General features: G+C 61.5%; 14 protein-coding genes and 3 pseudogenes. 2 read left to right on the forward strand and 15 right to left on the reverse strand.

What is annotated here, in order from left to right; all coding sequences use genetic code 11:
• The 15 genes and pseudogenes from A6723_RS15925 to A6723_RS15995 all read right to left on the reverse strand — a co-directional run.
• Positions 1 to 932, reverse strand: a 932-nt coding sequence (locus tag A6723_RS15925) for an IS66 family transposase (protein WP_139093004.1), incomplete at its 3' end; no start/stop codon positions are given.
• 63 nt (positions 933 to 995) lie between these two features.
• Complete coding sequence (gene tnpB, locus A6723_RS15930; protein WP_003241496.1) at positions 996 to 1,331, reverse strand: IS66 family insertion sequence element accessory protein TnpB; 336 nt, start codon at positions 1,329 to 1,331, stop codon at positions 996 to 998.
• Complete coding sequence (locus tag A6723_RS15935) at positions 1,328 to 1,663, reverse strand: transposase (RefSeq protein ID WP_010799498.1); 336 nt, start codon at positions 1,661 to 1,663, stop codon at positions 1,328 to 1,330. Before A6723_RS15935 ends, tnpB begins: the two co-directional genes overlap by 4 nt.
• Before the next feature lie 245 nt (positions 1,664 to 1,908).
• Positions 1,909 to 2,391: pseudogene (locus tag A6723_RS15940) on the reverse strand (LysR family substrate-binding domain-containing protein); the annotation flags it as partial.
• Positions 2,392 to 2,440: 49 nt separating this feature from the next.
• Positions 2,441 to 2,932, reverse strand: a complete 492-nt coding sequence (locus tag A6723_RS15945) for a phosphate-starvation-inducible PsiE family protein (protein WP_054909047.1) — start codon at positions 2,930 to 2,932, stop codon at positions 2,441 to 2,443.
• Positions 2,933 to 3,115: 183 nt separating this feature from the next.
• Positions 3,116 to 5,719 (reverse strand): EAL domain-containing protein, encoded by a 2,604-nt coding sequence (locus tag A6723_RS15950; RefSeq protein WP_054909048.1) that lies wholly within the window; start codon positions 5,717 to 5,719, stop codon positions 3,116 to 3,118.
• Positions 5,712 to 7,596, reverse strand: a pseudogene (gene ftsH, locus A6723_RS15955) (ATP-dependent zinc metalloprotease FtsH). Before ftsH ends, A6723_RS15950 begins: the two are co-directional and overlap by 8 nt.
• Positions 7,597 to 7,623: 27 nt before the next feature.
• The gene (gene cls / locus A6723_RS15960) at positions 7,624 to 9,054 is read right to left on the reverse strand and encodes a cardiolipin synthase (RefSeq protein ID WP_054909049.1); all 1,431 of its coding nucleotides are present in this window, start codon (positions 9,052 to 9,054) and stop codon (positions 7,624 to 7,626) included.
• Between the two features lie 16 nt (positions 9,055 to 9,070).
• Positions 9,071 to 11,938 carry a heat shock survival AAA family ATPase ClpK gene (gene clpK, locus A6723_RS15965; RefSeq protein ID WP_054909050.1) on the reverse strand — a complete coding sequence of 956 codons (2,868 nt, stop codon included), beginning with the start codon at positions 11,936 to 11,938 and terminating at the stop codon, positions 9,071 to 9,073.
• Positions 11,938 to 13,059, reverse strand: a complete 1,122-nt coding sequence (locus A6723_RS15970; protein ID WP_054909051.1) for a hypothetical protein — start codon at positions 13,057 to 13,059, stop codon at positions 11,938 to 11,940. The genes clpK and A6723_RS15970 overlap by 1 nt, the downstream gene beginning before the upstream one ends.
• Positions 13,060 to 13,380: 321 nt before the next feature.
• Positions 13,381 to 14,022: an HdeD family acid-resistance protein gene (locus tag A6723_RS15975; protein ID WP_010799507.1), complete on the reverse strand. Its 642-nt coding sequence runs from the start codon at positions 14,020 to 14,022 to the stop codon at positions 13,381 to 13,383.
• A gap of 17 nt (positions 14,023 to 14,039) precedes the next feature.
• Complete coding sequence (locus A6723_RS15980) at positions 14,040 to 14,984, reverse strand: YfdX family protein (RefSeq protein WP_010799508.1); 945 nt, start codon at positions 14,982 to 14,984, stop codon at positions 14,040 to 14,042.
• A gap of 76 nt (positions 14,985 to 15,060) precedes the next feature.
• Complete coding sequence (locus A6723_RS15985; RefSeq protein ID WP_139093002.1) at positions 15,061 to 15,969, reverse strand: YfdX family protein; 909 nt, start codon at positions 15,967 to 15,969, stop codon at positions 15,061 to 15,063.
• A 50-nt stretch (positions 15,970 to 16,019) separates the two neighbouring features.
• Positions 16,020 to 16,589 carry an Hsp20/alpha crystallin family protein gene (locus tag A6723_RS15990; RefSeq protein ID WP_054909052.1) on the reverse strand — a complete coding sequence of 190 codons (570 nt, stop codon included), beginning with the start codon at positions 16,587 to 16,589 and terminating at the stop codon, positions 16,020 to 16,022.
• 104 nt (positions 16,590 to 16,693) lie between these two features.
• Positions 16,694 to 16,939, reverse strand: a complete 246-nt coding sequence (locus A6723_RS15995; RefSeq protein ID WP_371914059.1) for a helix-turn-helix domain-containing protein — start codon at positions 16,937 to 16,939, stop codon at positions 16,694 to 16,696.
• 199 nt (positions 16,940 to 17,138) lie between these two features.
• Here A6723_RS15995 and A6723_RS32660 point away from each other — a divergent pair.
• Positions 17,139 to 17,326, forward strand: a pseudogene (locus tag A6723_RS32660) (hypothetical protein); the annotation flags it as partial.
• Between the two features lie 17 nt (positions 17,327 to 17,343).
• On the forward strand, positions 17,344 to 17,682 hold the full coding sequence (locus A6723_RS16000; protein ID WP_037031329.1) for a DUF3085 domain-containing protein: 339 nt from the start codon (positions 17,344 to 17,346) through the stop codon (positions 17,680 to 17,682).
• The last annotated feature ends 394 nt before the right edge of the window (positions 17,683 to 18,076 follow it).

Consider the following 18,076-nt stretch of genomic DNA (forward strand, 5'->3'; position numbering starts at 1 on the left):
AAGCTGGCCTTGTAGCCGGCGAAGTCGTCGCAGACCAGTTTGCCTTGCCAGTCACCCAGGAAGCTGCGCGCGTGCTCGCCGGCCCGGCTCGGCCTGAAGTCGTAGACCACGGCCTTGAGGTCGGCGAAGGGGCTGGGTGCATAAGCCCAGACGTAAGCCCGCTGGGTCTTCTTTGTGCCTGGGGCAAGCATCTGCACTGGGGTTTCGTCGGCGAGGATGACGTCCTGCTGAAGCAGGCAGTCGCGCAGGGCATCAACCAGGGGTTGCAGCTGGACACCGCAAGCGCCGACCCATTGCGCAAGCGTGGAACGCGCAATGGCCAGCCCGGCGCGGGCGAAGATCTTTTCCTGGCGGTACAGCGGCAGGTGATCGGCGAACTTGGCCACCATGACCTGAGCCAGTAGCCCGGCAGTCGGGATGCCCTTGTCGATCACCTGCGCCGGCACTGGGGCCTGGATCAGCGTTTCACACTGGGCGCAGACCCACTTGCCACGGATATGCCGCTCGACGGTGAAGGTGCCCGGGGTGTAGTCGAGCTTCTCGCTGACGTCTTCACCGATGCGCTTGAGCTGGCAGCCGCAGGCACACTGGGTGCTGTCCGGCTCGTGGAGTATCAGCGTGCGCGGCAGTTCGGCCGGCAGCGGCGCTCGCTTGGGCTGCTGCCGTGGCTCGCGCTTGGCGGGCTCTGGTCGGGCCGTTTCAAGCTCTGCCTCGATGGCGGCGATGTCGGCCTCGATCATCTCGTCCAGCAGATTGAGCTGGTCGGCATTGAGCTGCTCGCTGCGGCGGGCGAAGCGGTGGCGCCGCAGCACGGCGAGTTCGTGGTTCAACCGCTGGTTGAGTGTTTCCAGGCGATCGACGCGCTGACTCAACTGCGCGGCCAGTTGGCGCAGTTGCTCGGGTGTCAGGTGATCGAAAGCGGCAGGATTCAGGGCGCCGAGTGTGCGGATTGTCGACCCCCTCGGCGATAGGCCATTGGCCTAATTGCACCCCGGCTACAGGAGCCTGATCTCGGCATCCGGCCCAAGACGCTGCCAAGGCAGGCCGACCACCAGGGCCTGCAACTGCTCGGGGCTGAGTTCCAACTGCTGTCCCTGCCAATTACCCGACCAGACGAAGCGCCCTCGATTGAGCCTGCGAGCAGCCAGCCAGATGCCGAAGCCATCGTGCACCAGCACCTTCATCCGGTTGGCGCGCTTGTTGGTGAACAGGTAGGCGCAGTGCGGCTGCGCCGCACCGAACACTTGAACCACCCGGGCCAACGCGGTTTCGGTGCCGGCGCGCATGTCCAGCGGCTCGGTGGCGAGCCAGATGCGCTCGATACGGATCACTTCAGCAGCTCGCGCAGGAAGCGGGCGCAGCCTTCAGGGTCGTTGCCCGGCCACTGCACCGACAGCTTGCCGGCCCGATGGGGAATGGCGATCTGGATGGCCATGTCGGCCGCACTCCGGGTAGCCGGCAGGCTCGGGACGAGAGGAATCGGAATAAAACCTGAAGGCACAGCGGGCAGCTGTGCCTGCTGGCGGCGAATCCACTTATGCACGAGATTGGCGTTGAGGCCGTGGCTCAAGGCCACGCCGGCAACCGAGGCGCCGGGCTGGGTGCACTCATCGACGACCTGGGCCTTGAAAGATTTGGGATAGGAGCGGCGTTGGCCTGGCACGGGAGATCCTCTGCAGGGGGGCTTGAAATGGTGTCCACCAAAAACAGGTGGACACCATGCCGCTAGCTGGAAGAACCGGGGAGGTGTGTTGGCCAGACGCTTACTGGTCAACGCAAGCCGTTGCGGGTGATCCAAAGCGAGCCAAGCACATCCATCAACAGCCAGAGCATCGGATTTCATTCGGAAGTCTATCTGTCTACTGGCACACCACGCCACAGGTCGCAACGAACAGGCGAGCTGCGTCCTTAAAGGACTGGCTCTTCATCGACCGGTGCGGCCTCGTCTTTCACCCGCTCGATGAACCGCTTCATGGGCTCGGAGGGTTCGCCATGGCGGCGCAGCAGGTAGGTAGAGAGCATCGGTGGGGCGCCGGCCAGGGGACGAATGGAGATGTCCGGGCGCTGTAGCGTCTGCACCTGCGAGGCGATGGCGAAGCCGATGCCGTAGCCGGCGCCGACCAAGGTCAGCATCACGCCCAGGCTGGTCACTTCATCGACCAGCTTAAGTGGCGCGCCTGGGTCCCGCAGCAGCGCTTGAATCTGATGGCGGCAGCCCGATCCCGATTCGGGATGGCACAGAACCAACGGGAACTTCAGGGCTTCGGGCAGCGGCACCTGCACGTGCGCCAGCAAGGAGTGGCGTGCGGGCACGATCACCGACAGCGGATCGGTCCACACCGGCTCGGCGACGAGGCCATCATGTACCGCGTTTGACAAGGCAAACTGCAGGCGGTTTAGCCAGCGATGCCGTGACCAGGCCCCTCCGATGTCGTCAAAGTCACGAGCGTTCACGCGGGGTTTCCTCAGCCACTCTGTCATCGCGCTCGCGCAACAGCCAGTAGGTTGCCCCCAGGGCCAAGGTCGCGCCCGCCAGTGCGGCGACCTTGGCCGGACTGACATCAGGGTCGAGGATCACGAACTTGCGCGCGAGCGCGATGAGCGCGATCAGGATTACCGTCTTGACCTGGATGATGCTTTCGCGGCGCAAGGCCACGCGCACGATCGAGTGCTTGAACTCCATCGCAATCAACAACGTCATGATCATGCCGAACACGCTCTGGAACACCTTGTGGTCGAGCGGATTGAACGCCTCGATGATGAGCAGGAAGAAGACGATGGAGATCAGCTGGATCAGCGAGACCACGATAATCACGGCGATCACCGCCGACAGAACCAGCGCCACGACTTGCTCGAAGCGCTCGTAAACCGTCATCAACCGCCACTGGGAGCGCATCTCGTCAAGGGCCTTGTGGCCAGATTCTTTATGCATAAGCGTTGCTCTCTCTTTCGATGAAACCTTAATGGAACGGCGAGTCCGAAAAGGCGACTCGATTACACCTGCATCACCGGGGCAATTGCAAAGCCACCCAGCGGCATATGCCCTGCGCGCCCGTGGCGCCGCCGATGGGTGGATCAGCCTCTTGCACGTCAACCCTTCGTCCCATGCATGGCATCAATCCGGCTTCTGCTCCGGCGGCAGTAATCCCAGCAGATCAGCCTGCAAAAGTTGCAACTTGTCGATGCCAGCCCTCAATGCCTCGACACGGCCGGCATTTTTCATTTCACTCAGGGTGTGAGCCAACTGCTGGATGCTCTGATGCAGGACATCGACCGGATCATCAGGATCCTTGCCGAAGAACGTAGGGCGACCACTTTGATCCCGCCAGTATTGGAGTGTTTCGGATTGAGGAGGCACTTGGGTCTTGCCTGACAGATAGTCGATCATCTGGGAAATCCAGACCCGGTGGTCAGCGTATGTGAACGGCACGGGCAGCGCGGAGCGACTGTCAGGTTTGAATCCCTTCCAGGATAAAGGTACCTGCCAGATGTGTAGCCATTGCTCGAATTCATGCGCCGGCATCGGATGCCCGATGGCGTAACCCTGGCCCCACTCGCATCCCAGACGCAGCAGCATTTCAGCATGCTGAATGGATTCGACACCCTCCGCGATGCAGTTCCTGCCAAACGACCTTGCCAGTGCCAGTAGCGCATCCAGGATGGCGATATCGTCCGGATCCTCGAGCATGTCGCGTATAAAACCTTGGTCGATCTTGAGCAGGTGCGCGGGCAGGCGCTTCAGATAGGTCAGCGATGAATAGCCGCTGCCGAAATCGTCGAGGGCAAAACGCAATCCCATCCTCTCGCACAGCGCCATCAACTGAGACACTTGAGCGAAGTCCTCCACGGCGCTGGTTTCGAGGATTTCCAGTTCAAGGTCTTGCGGCTGGGCGCCGGGATGTCGTGACAACATACCCCGTAGATGCATGATGAAGTCCGGTTGCAGCAAGTGCCGTGCACCGATATTCACGCTGATCGGGACATGAAGGCCGGCCTTGCGCCAAACTTCGATCTGGGTCAGCGCAGCCTCGATGGTCCATTTCCCCACGTCAATCCCGAGCGGATGGTTCTCAATGATGGGTATGAAGGAGGCAGGAGATAACAAGCCACGCGCCGGATGTTGCCAGCGGATCAAGGCTTCGGCGCCCAGCACCTCACCGGTGCGCATGTTGACCTTAGGTTGGAAGTAAAGCAGAAACTGCCCATTGGCAAGGGCATTCGCTATGCTGTCCAATCCTTCGTGACGGGTGCGCAGCGTACGATCCTTCTCCGTATCGAAAACGTGATATCGATTCTTGCCAGCTTGCTTGGCGAAATACATGGCCTGATCTGCCTGCCGCAGTAGTTGGTCGGCGTCGATGTCTTCGAGTTGCGGGTAGTAACTCACACCGATACTCGCGCTCACTTCGCACAGTGCGTCACCAATCGGTACGGGCTGCGCAGCCACCTCGCTCAGGCGATCGAGAATCGGTACGCTAATGGAAACATCCGGCAGGTCGACCAGAACAGCGACAAACTCATCACCTCCAAGACGGGCCAAGGTATCGCCTTCGCGCAACACCTGCGTCATACGCCTGGACAGGACGGACAGCAATTTGTCGCCGACTGCGTGGCCGTGCTGGTCGTTGACCTTCTTGAATCCATCCAGATCGATGAAGACAACCGCCAGGTGCATGCCACGCCGACGTGTCTGACCAATGGCCTGCTTAAGGCGGTCTCCAAGCAATAGTCGATTGGGCAAGCCGGTGAGCAGGTCGTAATGAGCAACGCGTTCAAGCTGTTGCTGGTTCTCCTTCAGCGCCGTGATGTCGGAGAACATGGCAGCGTAATGCTCGATCTGGCCCTGCATATCCGGGACTGCACTGATCGTCAGCAGCGCGGCAAACTGGCTGCCGTTCTTGCGTCGGCACCAGAGCTCTCCGTGCCAGTAGTCGTGCTCAAGCAGAGCCTGCCAAACGGTCTGATAGAACTCATCGTCATAGCGATCGGACTGGAGTAGGCGGGGTGTCTGGCCCAATACTTCCTCCCGCGCATAACCAGTGATCACGGTAAACGCCCGGTTGACGTTGACAATGTGGGCCTGAGCGTCGGTAACGAGGATGCCCTCTCCTGCGTGCGCAAAAACTTTAGCCGCAAGGCGAAGCTCTTCCCCGGACCTTCTGCGTAAGGTGACATCATGGATATAACCGTGCCAGAGGATGCTCCCATCAGGCATGGCTTCAGGCGACGCCTCGCCTTCGACCCAGATCACGCGACCGTCTGGAAACTGCACCCGGTACTCGTCATGCCAAAGCGCGAGTGACTGCCCCGACGCCTGTATGGTTTCATGCACACGGTCGCGGTCTTCAGGATGGAGCGCCGCGAACACAGGAGTGGCATCTTCAACAACATCCTCCGGTGCAACCCCGTATATTTCCCGTATCCTCGCGCTGGCATAAGGGAAGTGCGAGCTGCCGTCCGGACGAAGACGGTATTGGTAAAGCATACCGGGAACGTGGCTGGCCAACTCTTCTCGCTGTAGGCGCATAGAGTTCAGCGCCTGCTCGACCCTGTTGAGATCGGTGATGGCCTCTACCGTCGCGGTGGTCAGCTCGATGGGTTCTCCGGTGAACAGTGGGTGCTGGCACCGCCCGCAATTGGGCGGCTCAGCCAGTTTGTTGGCTGGAACGCGATTGATGGATTGGCAGTGTGGGCAGACGATATGAAGACTGTCACTCATGAGGGGCTCCCTGGGACACAGAGGAAGCAATGGCTCCGGCAGTTGGACCACTGTGACATGGGGGTTCGAGCTGTAGCCCTTGCGTCAGTTGCCGGATGCTGTATTCATCCAGCGTTTCCCGTGCGAGCAGTTCGCGCGCGCATCGCTCCAGCACATCTCGGTTAATTTCGAGAATTCGGTATGCACGATCAAACACACCCATCACGATGTCACGGATGGCTTGGTCGATGCGTGCCTGAGTCGATTCGGCTACTCGGCAGCCACCCTGTGCCAGTTCAGGCGCATCAAGAAAACGCGGCCTCTGTGCCTCAAAAGCAACGTACCCCAAGCCCTCATCCATGCCGAAGCGGGTGATCATGTCGCGGGCAATGTCGGTGGCGCGCGCCAGATCGTCCGCGGCGCCGGTGGACAGCTCGCCGAACACCAGTTTCTCGGCGGCGCGTCCGCCCAGGAGCACGGCGATCTTGTGCTCGAGATCGGCGCGTGTCATCAGGAAACGGTCTTCGGTGGGGCGTTGCAGCGTGTAGCCAAGCGCGCCGATGCCACGCGGAACGATCGACACCTTGTGCACGGGATCGGTCCCTGGCAAGGCCAGTGCCACCAGCGCATGGCCCATCTCGTGGTAGGCCACGGTTTCCCGCTCCTTCGGGCTGAGCACGCGGTTCTTCTTCTCGAGCCCGGCCACGATGCGTTCAATGGCTGCGGTGAAGTCCTGCAACTCCACCGCCTGCGCGCGACGCCGGGTCGCGGCCAGCGCCGCCTCATTCACCAGGTTGGCCAGATCAGCGCCGGAAAAGCCGGTGGTCAGCGCCGCGACCTGCTCTAGGTCCACATCACGGGCGAGCGTGACCTTCTTGACATGGACCTTCAGGATGTCGAGACGCCCCTTCTTGTCCGGCCGATCCACCAGCACCTGGCGGTCGAAGCGTCCAGCGCGCAGCAGCGCCTGGTCGAGAATTTCGGGGCGATTGGTGGCAGCCAGGATGATGAGTCCCACCGAGCTGTCGAAGCCATCCATCTCGGTGAGCAGCTGGTTGAGCGTCTGTTCGCGCTCATCGTGGCCACCAATCGGTCCGCCCACACCGCGCGCACGGCCGAGGGCGTCGAGTTCGTCGATGAAGATGATGGCGGGTGCCTTGGCGCGTGCCTGCTCGAACAGGTCACGCACGCGCGCGGCCCCCACACCGACGAACATCTCGACGAATTCCGAGCCGGAGATGGAAGAACGGCACCCCGGCTTCACCGGCGACCGCCTTGGCCAGCAAGGTCTTGCCCGTGCCCGGCGGGCCTACCAGCAGCACGCCTTTGGGGATGTGCGCACCGAGGCGGCCATAGTCCTGCGGGTTCTTCAGGAAATCGACGATCTCGACGAGTTCAGCCTTGGCCTCATCCACGCCAGCCACATCCGCGAAGGTCACACCGGTGTTCTTCTCCATGAACACCTTGGCGCGGCTCTTGCCAATGCTCAGGAAACCGCCCATGCCCTGTTTCTCGGCAAATCGGCGGAAGAGGAAGAGCCAGACACCGAAGAACGCCACCGCCGGCAGAATCCACGACAGTACGTCGCGCAGCCAGGTGCTTTCCACGACGCGTGCATACGGCACCTCGTACTTGGACAGGCGTTCCGCCAGATCGGGTTCGACGCGGGTCGCTACGATCGTGGTCTTGCCGCGGCTGTCAGGCGCTTTCAGGCGTCCTGTCACGGTACGGTCCGACACCAGAACTTCAGCGACACGGCCCTCGGCCAGCGCCTTCTCGAATTCGCTGTACGGCACGGGCTCGACGGTCTGCGCCGCCTGCCAGTAGTTCTGGAGCATCAGCAGCAACAGACCGGCGACGATCCAGTACCCGACGTTCCATTGGTCTTTCTTTTCCATCCGCAGGGTCCTCCGAGGGTCGTTTCGCTAAAGAACGGGCGTGAACAGGCGGGCGACACCGTCGCGCAACTTCACGGCAAGCGGGCGGGCATGTACTGCCGCCGGCGTGACGAGCGCCGAGGCGTCGCGTGTGGCATCGAACAGCGCCTCGAGGCGTGTACACAGGGCGGCGTCGTAGACCTCGACGTTGAACTCGAAGTTGAGCCGCAGGCTGCGCGCGTCCCAGTTGCCCGAGCCCAGGCAGCACCAGGTGCCATCGACCAACATCAGTTTGGTGTGGTCGAAGGGGCCGGGCCGCTCGAAGATCCGTACACCGTGCTCCATCACTTGCCAGTAATGCGCGCGGGCGGCCCATTGCACGGCCGGGTGATCGCCGTTGGCGGGCGTGAGTACATCAATGCGCACACCGCGCAAGGCGGCGGTGCCCAGCGCTGCGATCATGGGTTGGTCCGGCACGAAGTACGGTGTCCAGATACGAACCGAGTGCCGTGCCGCGCTCAAGGCCCCCATGAAGGTCCAGCGTATTCGGTCCAGGGTTTCGTCCGGGCCGGCCTCGATGCCTCTGGCCCAATTGTTCCCCGGGTCGGGAGCCGGCGTGGGCAGCCCGCCCCAGAAACACTCATCGAGCCGCTCCCCCGTGGTGTCGCACCAATCCTCGGCGAAACACCGCCTGAGATCGGCGACGACCGGCCCCTGCAGGCGAAAATGCAAGTCATGGCAGGCCTGCTCGGGCGCATCGGGCCGCCAGTACGGGCTGAAGATGTTCATGCCGCCGGTGAAGCCTGTTTCGCCGTCGACCACCAGCAGCTTGCGGTGATTGCGCAGGTGCGCGGCATGCAGCCGTGCGGGGATCAGCGTCGGATTGAACGATGCCACCATTAATCCGCTGCGCTTCAGCCGCCGATGGGCGCTCTGGCGTACCCATCGTGCGGAGACATCGTCGATCAGCACCCGCACCTGCACGCCGCGCGCATGGGCACGCTGCAGGGCTTCGACAAACTGCGTACCGATGCCCTGGCCATCGAAGATGTAGGACGTCAGGGCAACGCTGTGACGGGCCGAGTCGATCGCGGCGAGCATGGCCGGGTAGGCCTGCTCGCCATCGACCAGTGGCTCGATGCGATTGCCACCGGTCAGCGGCTGACCGGTGGCGCGTCCCACCAGATGCGCTAGGCCGGCGAACGCCGACGGCAGCATGGCGGGGACCTCCATACAGTCTGTGGTCGGCGATGCGCGACCAGCGCCTGGGTACAGCCTCCGCGCCCGCCGCTGATAGCGGTTGATACCGAACAACAGGTACAGCAGCGAACCGCCAAGCGGTAGCAGCGCGATAAGCAGCACCCAAAGCGCGGCCGACCGCGGGTCACGCTTGTAGACGACCGCGTGCCCCGCAGCGGCGAGCGCCGCCGCGAGTGAGACCAGGGTGGCTGCCGATGCCAGGCCATGGGAAGCAGACATGACAGCCCCCGATGCATCAGGATGGATCGCTCGCCGGTTTCTTCTTCCGGGAACCCTTGCCGTCGTCGCTCTTCGGCGCATCGGTCGATTTGGCTTCATCAGGCTTGGCTTCGTCAGGCTTATCGGCCTCGACCTCGCTCTTGGGCGGCTCCGTGCGCTCGAAGCCGACCCGATCGGCCTTGTCGTCCCATCGGGCGATGACGTGATCGCCCTTGCCGATGCCGCCGCCAAGCATCTCGCGCGCCAGCGCCGTTTCCAGCTCGCTGCGGATCAAGCGCTTGAGCGCGCGGGCGCCGAATTCGGGCTTGTAGCCTTCTTCGGCAAAGTGGTCGATCAAGGACTGGTCGAAGGCCAGCGTCACGCCCTGGCTGGCGGCATTGCGCGCCACGCGGTCGAGCTGCAGCCCGACGATGTGTCGGATCTCCTCTTTGCCCAAGGCATGGAAGACGATGATCTCTTCGATGCGGTTGAGGAACTCGGGGCGGAAGTGCCCGCGCAGCACCTCCATCACCTCGGTCTTGGTTTTCTCATACTCATCACCGGCCGCGCCACGCGCGTTCAGACGCCGCTGGATGATGTCCGAGCCCAGGTTGGACGTGGCGATGATGATGGTGTTGGTGAAGTCCACCACGCGCCCTTTGCCGTCGGTGAGACGGCCGTCGTCGAACACCTGCAGCAGGATGTTGTAGACGTCGGGGTGGGCCTTTTCGATCTCGTCGAGCAGCAGCACGCTGTAGGGCTTGCGACGCACTTTCTCGGTCAGCTGGCCGCCCTCGTCGTAGCCGACGTAGCCCGGAGGCGCTCCCACTAACCTCGCCACGGTGTGGCGCTCGCCGTACTCCGACATGTCGATGCGCAACAGTGCACCCTCGTCGCCGTAGATGGCTTCGGCCAGCGCCTTGGCCAGCTCGGTCTTGCCGACGCCGGTGGGCCCGAGGAACAGGAACGTGGCCACCGGCTTGCTGCCTTCGCGCAGCCCGGCGCGTGACAGCCGGACCGCATCGGCGACGGCGTGCACCGCTTCGTCCTGCCCGACCAGGCGCTCATGCAGGCGCTGCTCCAGGTGCAGCAGTTTCTCGCGCTCCTCCACCGTCAGTTCGTTCACCGGAATGCCGGTGAGGCGCGACACGATCTGGGCCACGTGCTCCGCTTTGACTTCCGCGCTGCCCGAGGCGCGCTCGCGCTCCCAGTCCTCGACCTGCTTCTTGAGCTCGGCCTCCTTGGCTTCGATGCGTTTGCCGATTTCCGCCGCCTTGTCGTACTGCTTGCGGGCAGCCACGTAGTCCTGCTCCCGACGCAACTGATGCAGCTCCGCCTCCAGCTCCTGCACGGCGACCGGGCGTGCCGTCGCAGAGAGCTTCACGCGGGCGGCCGCCTGGTCGAGCAGGTCGATGGCCTTGTCCGGGAGGAAGCGCGCGGTGATGTAACGGTCGGACAGCTCGGCGGCGGCGATGATCGCATCCTCGGTGATGCTGACCTTATGGTGCGCCTCAAAGGTGTCGCGCAAGCCGCGCAGGATCATCATGGTCTGTGCTACCGTCGGCTCGGGCACCATCACCGGCTGGAAGCGACGCTCCAGCGCGGCATCCTTTTCAATGTACTTCTGGTACTCGTTGAGCGTGGTGGCACCGATCAAGTTGAGTTCGCCGCGCGCCATCATCGGCTTGAAGACGTTGGCCACGTCGAGCCCGCCTTCGCCGCCACCCTGGCCGGCGCCAACGATCGTGTGCACCTCGTCGATGAACAAGATGAGTTCGCCCTGGTGCTCGGTCACTTCCTTGAGCACCTTCTGCACACGCTCCTCGAACTCACCCCGGTACTTGGCCCCTGCGACCATCGCGTTGATATTCAGCTCCACCAGGCGCTTGTCGCGTAATGTCTCGGGCACTTCGCCGGCTACCATGCGCTGCGCCAGCCCCTCGACGATGGCTGTCTTGCCCACGCCCGGTTCGCCGATCAATACCGGGTTGTTCTTCTTGCGCCGCGCCAGCACCTCGATCGTGGTCTCGATCTCCTGGGCTCGACCGATGACCGGGTCCAGCTTGCCGTCACGCGCCATCTTCGTCAGGTCGCGGGAGTACTTGTCGAGCTCGGGGGTGTTGGTGGGCGTCTCGGCGCGGCTGTCCTCGGCGCCCTTGCCGACCACCTTGTTGACCTGCTGGCGCAGCGCCTGCGGCGTGAGGCCATAGCGGCGCAGCAGGTTGGCCGCCAGACCTTCGCCTTCTTCGGCCAGTCCCACCAGAAAATGCTCGGGGCCGACATAGGAATGACCGAGTTCGTTGGAGGCCACGAAGGCGCGGCTGAGTGCGTCCTTGACGCGCGGCGATACACCGATTTCGCCCTCGAAGGGCTTGTCGCCCCGCTTGGCCTCGGATTCGATCTGGCGTTTGAGGTCGTCCACGTTGATCTTGAACTGACCAAGGATGGTCTTGACCACGTCACTGTCAGTCAGCGACAGCAGCAGGTGTTCGGTATCCACCTCGGGACGGCCAAACTCGGCGGCGTGCTTGGCGGCCTCCTGCAGCAGGGTCTCCGATTGTTCGCTGATGCGGCTGGCCAGCCCACCACCGCGACGGCGCGGTGCGCCGGCCCCTGCGGCAGCCGGTTCGCCGAACGAGGCGTCGACCACTTCATCGTCGGCATCGGCTGTCACCGGCGCCGAGTCGTCACCGAGGCGGAAGAAGTCGCTGCCCAGGAAATCCTCGAACAGCCCGCTGCGCGAGCCGAACAAGGCTTCCAGCGGGGAAACGGTACGCTTTTGCTGGCGTACCAGCTGGCGGTAGTGGTCGTCGCACAGCAGCATGGTGCTGTGGCGACCATTCAGATTGGCTTCTACCCGCACGGTGGCGGGTTGGCCGCAGACTTGGCATTGTGTCCGACTCATCACTTATCTCCCGTTGAATGTATTTGATCAAGGCGTAACAGCTGCAGCGGATGCGCACGGTCGGCAACGGTAATGCCGGCATCGGCCAGGCGCGCGATGACAAAGGCAGTTGCCTGCTTGATCCACAATTGCACCGAATCTTCGGCGGCATCAAGCACCTCGGCAATGACAGAAGGAGTGATCCCATCGAGTTCGGCAAGCAGCAGCGCCCGACGCCAGGACACAGGTAGCACCTTGAGCATGTCAGTTAGGCAGGCTGCTTCGCTGATGGCTTCCTGCGCCACTTTTTCGGCATCAGTTGCCGTTTCGCTCTCAAGTGACGCCGCTGTTTCGTCTCCGGCCGGCAAGATGTCGGCCAGACGGAGGCTGTCATCTGGCTGGTAGTACTCATAGATTTCTTCTTCCACCATCGCTTCGGCCTGGTCCTTGGCGTCTGCCGGAACCGGGACATCCAACGATACGCTTTCGCCGAACTGACGGCTCGCTGCCACTTCGCGGTCAATGACCTTGAACAGGTTCTTTATTAGTTGCCGATACACCGCATCCTGAGTTTTGCCCAGTTGCCAGGCGACTTTGGTCTCTGCGATCGCTTGGTCAACGACATCGGCAAGCGTTGGGTAGTCGGCCGGCAAGTCACCGACGGCACGCAGATAAGCCAATTCGCGTCGGGCTACCGTTTCGAGGCGCGCTTTCAAGGGCTCGATGCCCTTCTGTGCCGCTTCGATCGTGGCAGACGGCAGGGCGTCGAGCTGCGCCTTGAGGGCGCGCAGACGCTCACGCCGGCTATGCCGTTTGTACTCATGCTGATGTCGCAACCGATCGAAGTGCTTCTTGCTTTCGCGGAACAAGATCTTCATGGCATTTTGGCTGGCCATATCAACGTCCTTGCCCTCCGCATGGGCGGTGACGATTTTCTTGCCCGCCAGGTTCGTGTGCAGATTGACCGTGAAGGATTTTTCGCCGCGCTTGCGCTTCTCCAAAGTGGCATGGAGCACGGTGTCATTCGCCCCATGTTTTTGCAGCAGGGGGAGGATCTGCTTGGCAGCGAGCGCTTCGAGGAGCGCGGGCCAGCGATGCCTGATCTCGTCGCCAACACCCTCAAAATAAGTCTGTATTTTCATGTTCTTCTTCCTTTAAAATGGATCTTTTGCTGCCGCCACAACAGTGCCGCTGCGCCCTTGATCGCGCCCAGCAAGCGCACATTGACTTCCCGCGCAAAAAATCGACAGAGGCCCCAACGCCCTGAGTCTATCTCGCGCATGGCGAACGCCCATGATGACCGACGCGATGGCACCGAAGACGGGCGCCAGGGCACCTCCAAAAACCTCGACTCGCCGCCCCTGGGTAAAATTACACTAACGCTCCATTCGGTGAGATGGTCGGTCGCGATACTCGCTCTGCAGCTCAGCGTTGGGGCTAATCAGGTCAGTAAGAAACTGCGCTCAGGCCGTCACGCCGGTCGGAGCGTTTGAACCGTCCGTTTTGCATTCAGATTGATTCCGGCGCAAACGCAGACCCAGAAAAATCAGAAGCATACCAAGGAAGGCCGCATAGGCACCCAGCACCCAGCCCATCGCGAGAAAGGTTTCGACCGGCCTGGTAAACAATAACCAGACCAGCACGCTGCTGAGCGCAATGGATAACAATCCGCTGAGCATGAGCCAGATCTCGCCGCGAATTTCCTTACGCAGGCGCCAGGCGGCAAACACCTCCGCCCAGCCAGTCAGCATCGACCATACGGCGATACTGGTCCACAGGAAGATTGCCAGCACCCAGGTCGCCACCAAGGGAACGACCAGGACCACGATCCCGGTAACGATCCCCACGACACCACGGAAGGCGAACCAACCCCAGCGTCTGCCGCGACGAATCTTGCGCACCGCCGCGAGCAGTGAAAACCCGCCATCAACCAGCGAAAAGGCGCCGTAGACCAGGGTCAGCGCCAGCAGTGCCTCGGCCGGCATCAGAAAGGCGAGTACCGCCAATACCAGCGCCAGCACGCCACGCAGCACGAAGGCCCACCAGTTTCTGCTCATCGAGCACAGGGTGTCGCCACCTTGCCCGATGGTCTGTGTTCCGCTCATCGTCGTCTCCTGTTGGCTCATTTGCCGCCATGCTGGCGGGATTTGTCAGCATCGGTTTGCGGCAACGATCCATCCTCTTTGTGATCGAACAGCGAGCGAAAGGTAGCCATGATGTCATCGAAAAAACCCTTGCCGGACTGGCCAGATTTAGCTTTTTCCTTGACCGACTTGATCTGGTCGTAAATATCCTTGAAGTCCTTCTTCATGCGACCGTACCCGAGCAACTCCGCCATTTCGAGCTGTTTGCGCGCGTCATCGAGCAGAGCGCCCAAGCGCTTGTCTTCCTCCGCGCTGCGATCGGATTTCTCCACCAGGGACTCGGCCTCCTTCAACATGGCGCGGGCACGCTCCACCGGTAGCGGAATGACCACGCTGCTGGATACAAGCGTACCCAGCACCGCCTGCAAGGCTGCCTTGGCCTCGTCGATCTTGCCCTGATCGATCAGGGGGGCAACGGCGCTGATGGCTTTGGGATACGTGGCCAAGGGAAGACTCGTGGTCGTGATCACGATCTCGCTGGCCACGCCGGAGAGCAGGTGTCTGGCCTTTTGCACCTCGCCGTGCTTAAGAGCGTTTTCGGCCTCATCCAAGATGGCCTCGATGGTGTCCGCGCCGGCAAAAATGTCGTGAACCACGGTTTGCACGTCCACTGGCGCCAAGGCCAACCTCGGGCTCCGGGCAAGAAGCAGCTCCAGCTTTCCGGTGACCTGTGCCAAGGCATCCAGGGCCTTCGTCGTGTCCTTTTCGTCCAATGCCGCCAGGGCATTCTTGGTCTCGGTCAGCGCGGTGACCGCCTCGCCGATCGTCTGCCTGCGTTTCTCGGCAGTCTTGCCCTCGACCACCTGATCCACGGCGGGTTGCACCGCCTCCACCATAGCGGATTTGGGCTCGGCGCCGGCGACTTCACTTGCGTTCCCGCTGGCTTGATCCAAAGTGTTTTCGGTTACTTCCTCGTCGCTCATTTCTGATACTCCTCAACATTAGTTGGATGAGCGCCGGCAACCCTTACCGCCAGCGCCTATCCATTTCATAAGAGACTTACATCAAGTCCGACAACTGCTGCTTGATCTTGTCGAACCAGCCCTTGCCGCTCTTGCCGTCTGCAGTTTTTTCCTCGATCTGATCGATCTGTTCGTACATCGGCTTGAACGCCTTCTTGTTGCCGTAACCCAACAGCTCCGCCATCTTGAGCTGGTTCCTGGCCTCGGCGAGTTGGTTAGCCAGTGTTTTGTTGTCCTTGTCCGTACGCTCCTTGTTTTCCGCCAGCGCCTCGGCATTCCTGAGCAGGGTCTCGGCACGCAGGACAGGCAACGGAATCACGTCAGTGGTCACCACGAGCGTATTCAGCGCGGCCTGTAATGCTACCTTTGCCTCGTCGACCTTACCCGCGTCGATCAACGGCGCGACGGCCTTGATCGCGCCCGGATAAGTGGCCAGCGGGATGCTGGTGGTACGGATCTGAATCTCGCTCGCCAGATTGGCTACCAATGGACGGGCCTTCTGGACTTCACCGTCTTCGAGATAATCCTCCGCTTCCTTGATGACGGCCTTGATGGTATCGAGCTTCGCTATCAGGTCAAAGGTGATGACCTCGACGTCCACCGGCGCCAACGCCAGTTTCGGATCACGCGCCAGAATCAGCTCCAGCTTGCCGGTCACCCTTTCCAACGCAGCCAAGGCCTCGTCGGCCTTCTTCTCATCGAGCAGCTTCAAGGCATTCCTGGTCTCGGCTACCGCGGCGATCGCGTCGGCGGTGATCTTCTTGCGCTTTTCTGCGGCCTGCTCCGTTGCATTCGCATCCACCTGTGGCTGGACCGATTTGCCCACCTCGGTCTGTTCCTGCGGCTTGTGTGGCAGCGCAGTGTCTTGGGCAAAGGCCGGCGACGAGGCAATCAAGCCCAGACTCAGCAGGGAGGCGTAAAGTGTCTTTTGGTTCATGATATTCATTACCATCCTCTCTTTGCTTAATTGAACGGTTTATTTCTCACCAGCGCTTGTTAGGACTCGATCGCAATCGTTCGTCCCGCTTGGGGTGAACGCAGCTCGCGCTTGTCCATCGTGATGGTTAGCACACCATTCTTGAAATTGGCCTTGATGGAGTCCTGATTGGCATCGCCGGGCAGGTTCAGCGCACGCTGAAAACTGCCATAGGACCGCTCGATCCGATGGAAGCCACCCTCCTTCTTCTCCTGCTCCTGCCGCTTTTCACCGCGCACCACCAGCACGTCGTTGTCGAGCGTGATCTGAATGTCCTTCTCCTCGACACCTGGAACTTCCACAGCAATCCTGTACTGCGTATCAGTTTCCTGGATGTCCACGGCCGGCTTCAGCATGCCTGGCCACTCTGCCGGCCAACGCGGTATGGCCAAAGTCGGAAAACCAAACCCGCGGAATGCGTCATCAAAGAGGCGGTCGATCTCGCGATGCAATTGCAGGATCGGACTGACTGCACCGCCTGCCACAGGCTGGTCATTGCGCTGCACAGGCAGCGAGGCAGCCGCCTGTTGCTCTTCCTGTTCGTTCTTGAACCAGTTCCAGGGGGCCAACTTTTTCAGATCGAAACTCATGTCACACCTCCAAAAAATAGTTAAGCAAATATCTCAATTCATTTGTCTGCTGATCCATGCCAAGGCACACAGGCCATACGGCGTACGTGTCGGAGTCAAGCTGTTCACCTTCGCGCATCACCTCCTTTTCTTGTCTCGGTTGGCGATCGATCTTCAATCCAGCGATCGATGTCGCTTCGCCGAAACCGCCATGTCCCACCCACTTTGAACGCCGGGATCTCCTCTTGCGCTGCCAGTCGGTATAGCGTGCGCTTGCCAACCTTCAAGTACGCCGCCAGCTCGTCGAGCGTGAAGATTTGATCCGGACCAGTTTTCATGGTTTCACCACGCAACTCTTCAACCTTGTCCATCAATTGCCGATTCTTGCAACCATTTGCAAACGTAGACGCTTTCTTGCAAATCTCAAGGAGCACCCACATCACATTGATCAATGTCAATGGCGCCCGCCGCTTTTGCCTAGGGTTTGTTGCCGTTTCGCTATAAGTTATTGATATGTAATAGAAAGATCGTGTCGTTGTAGCTCTCACACAACACCAATACGAGCTTGCAATGCGCCGATTACTGCTCAGTGACGAGCACTGGTCGAAGCTGCGGGAAATTCTGTTGCACAAGGCCATCTACTTGATCTACGAATGACCGTGGAAGGCATGCTGTACCACATGCTCCCGGCGGCTTCCCGCCCTCGCGGCGGGAAGCCTCTCTTCCTGCCTCTCTGGAGATCACACCCATGTCTGTTTGATTCAAAGGTACCGACCTGCGGCCCGTACTTGCCGAGGCCGTGGTCAATCAATGCCGCATCATCCTTGTCAAGGATCAGGGCGTGTACTTCCTGGCCGAGCGCCGCGAGCGCCGACCCGATGGTCGCCTGAAGACCATCGCCTATGCCGCCGGCTGCAACCCAGATGTCGATGCGTTCGACGACTGGTGGGAGCTGGCGCGCGCCGCGTTCGGTCGCGACGACTTCGGCGAGTTCTTCGATCCGCAGGAGAGCGTGTTTGCGCGCATCCTGCACAGCGAGGACGACCTCGACGTGTCCGCCACCGCGACACACCTGTCGCTGCAGGCGGTTCCTTCCACGCCCAGCGGCAACTGACCGCCCATCCCTGGCCCCCGCTCCGGGGGCCTCATTCTTCCCGGCAATGCGGACAGCCGCGAGTGCCGATTGCCGCTCGCCTGCGCGCTGCCCTGGCGCCACGCTTCCGGCCATGTTCCGCTGACGTCCGTCAGCGACATGCCCAGGCAGCCACGATCTTCAAGGCTGCGACGCGGTTCCGACCGCGTTGATCACTCCAGTTCGCACCGGCATCCATGCGCGAACGGCCATCGGTTCTCGATGGCGATGTCACCAAGCTGTTCCATCAACCCACGCGGGGGGTTCACACCTTGCCGGCCCGATGGGGAATGGCGATCTGGATGGCCATGTCGGCCGCACTCCGGGTAGCCGGCAGGCTCGGGACGAGAGGAATCGGAATAAAACCTGAAGGCAC

It is taken from the genome of Pseudomonas sp. AU11447 (assembly GCF_001672555.2).
GTDB classification, from domain to species: domain Bacteria; phylum Pseudomonadota; class Gammaproteobacteria; order Pseudomonadales; family Pseudomonadaceae; genus Pseudomonas; species Pseudomonas nitroreducens.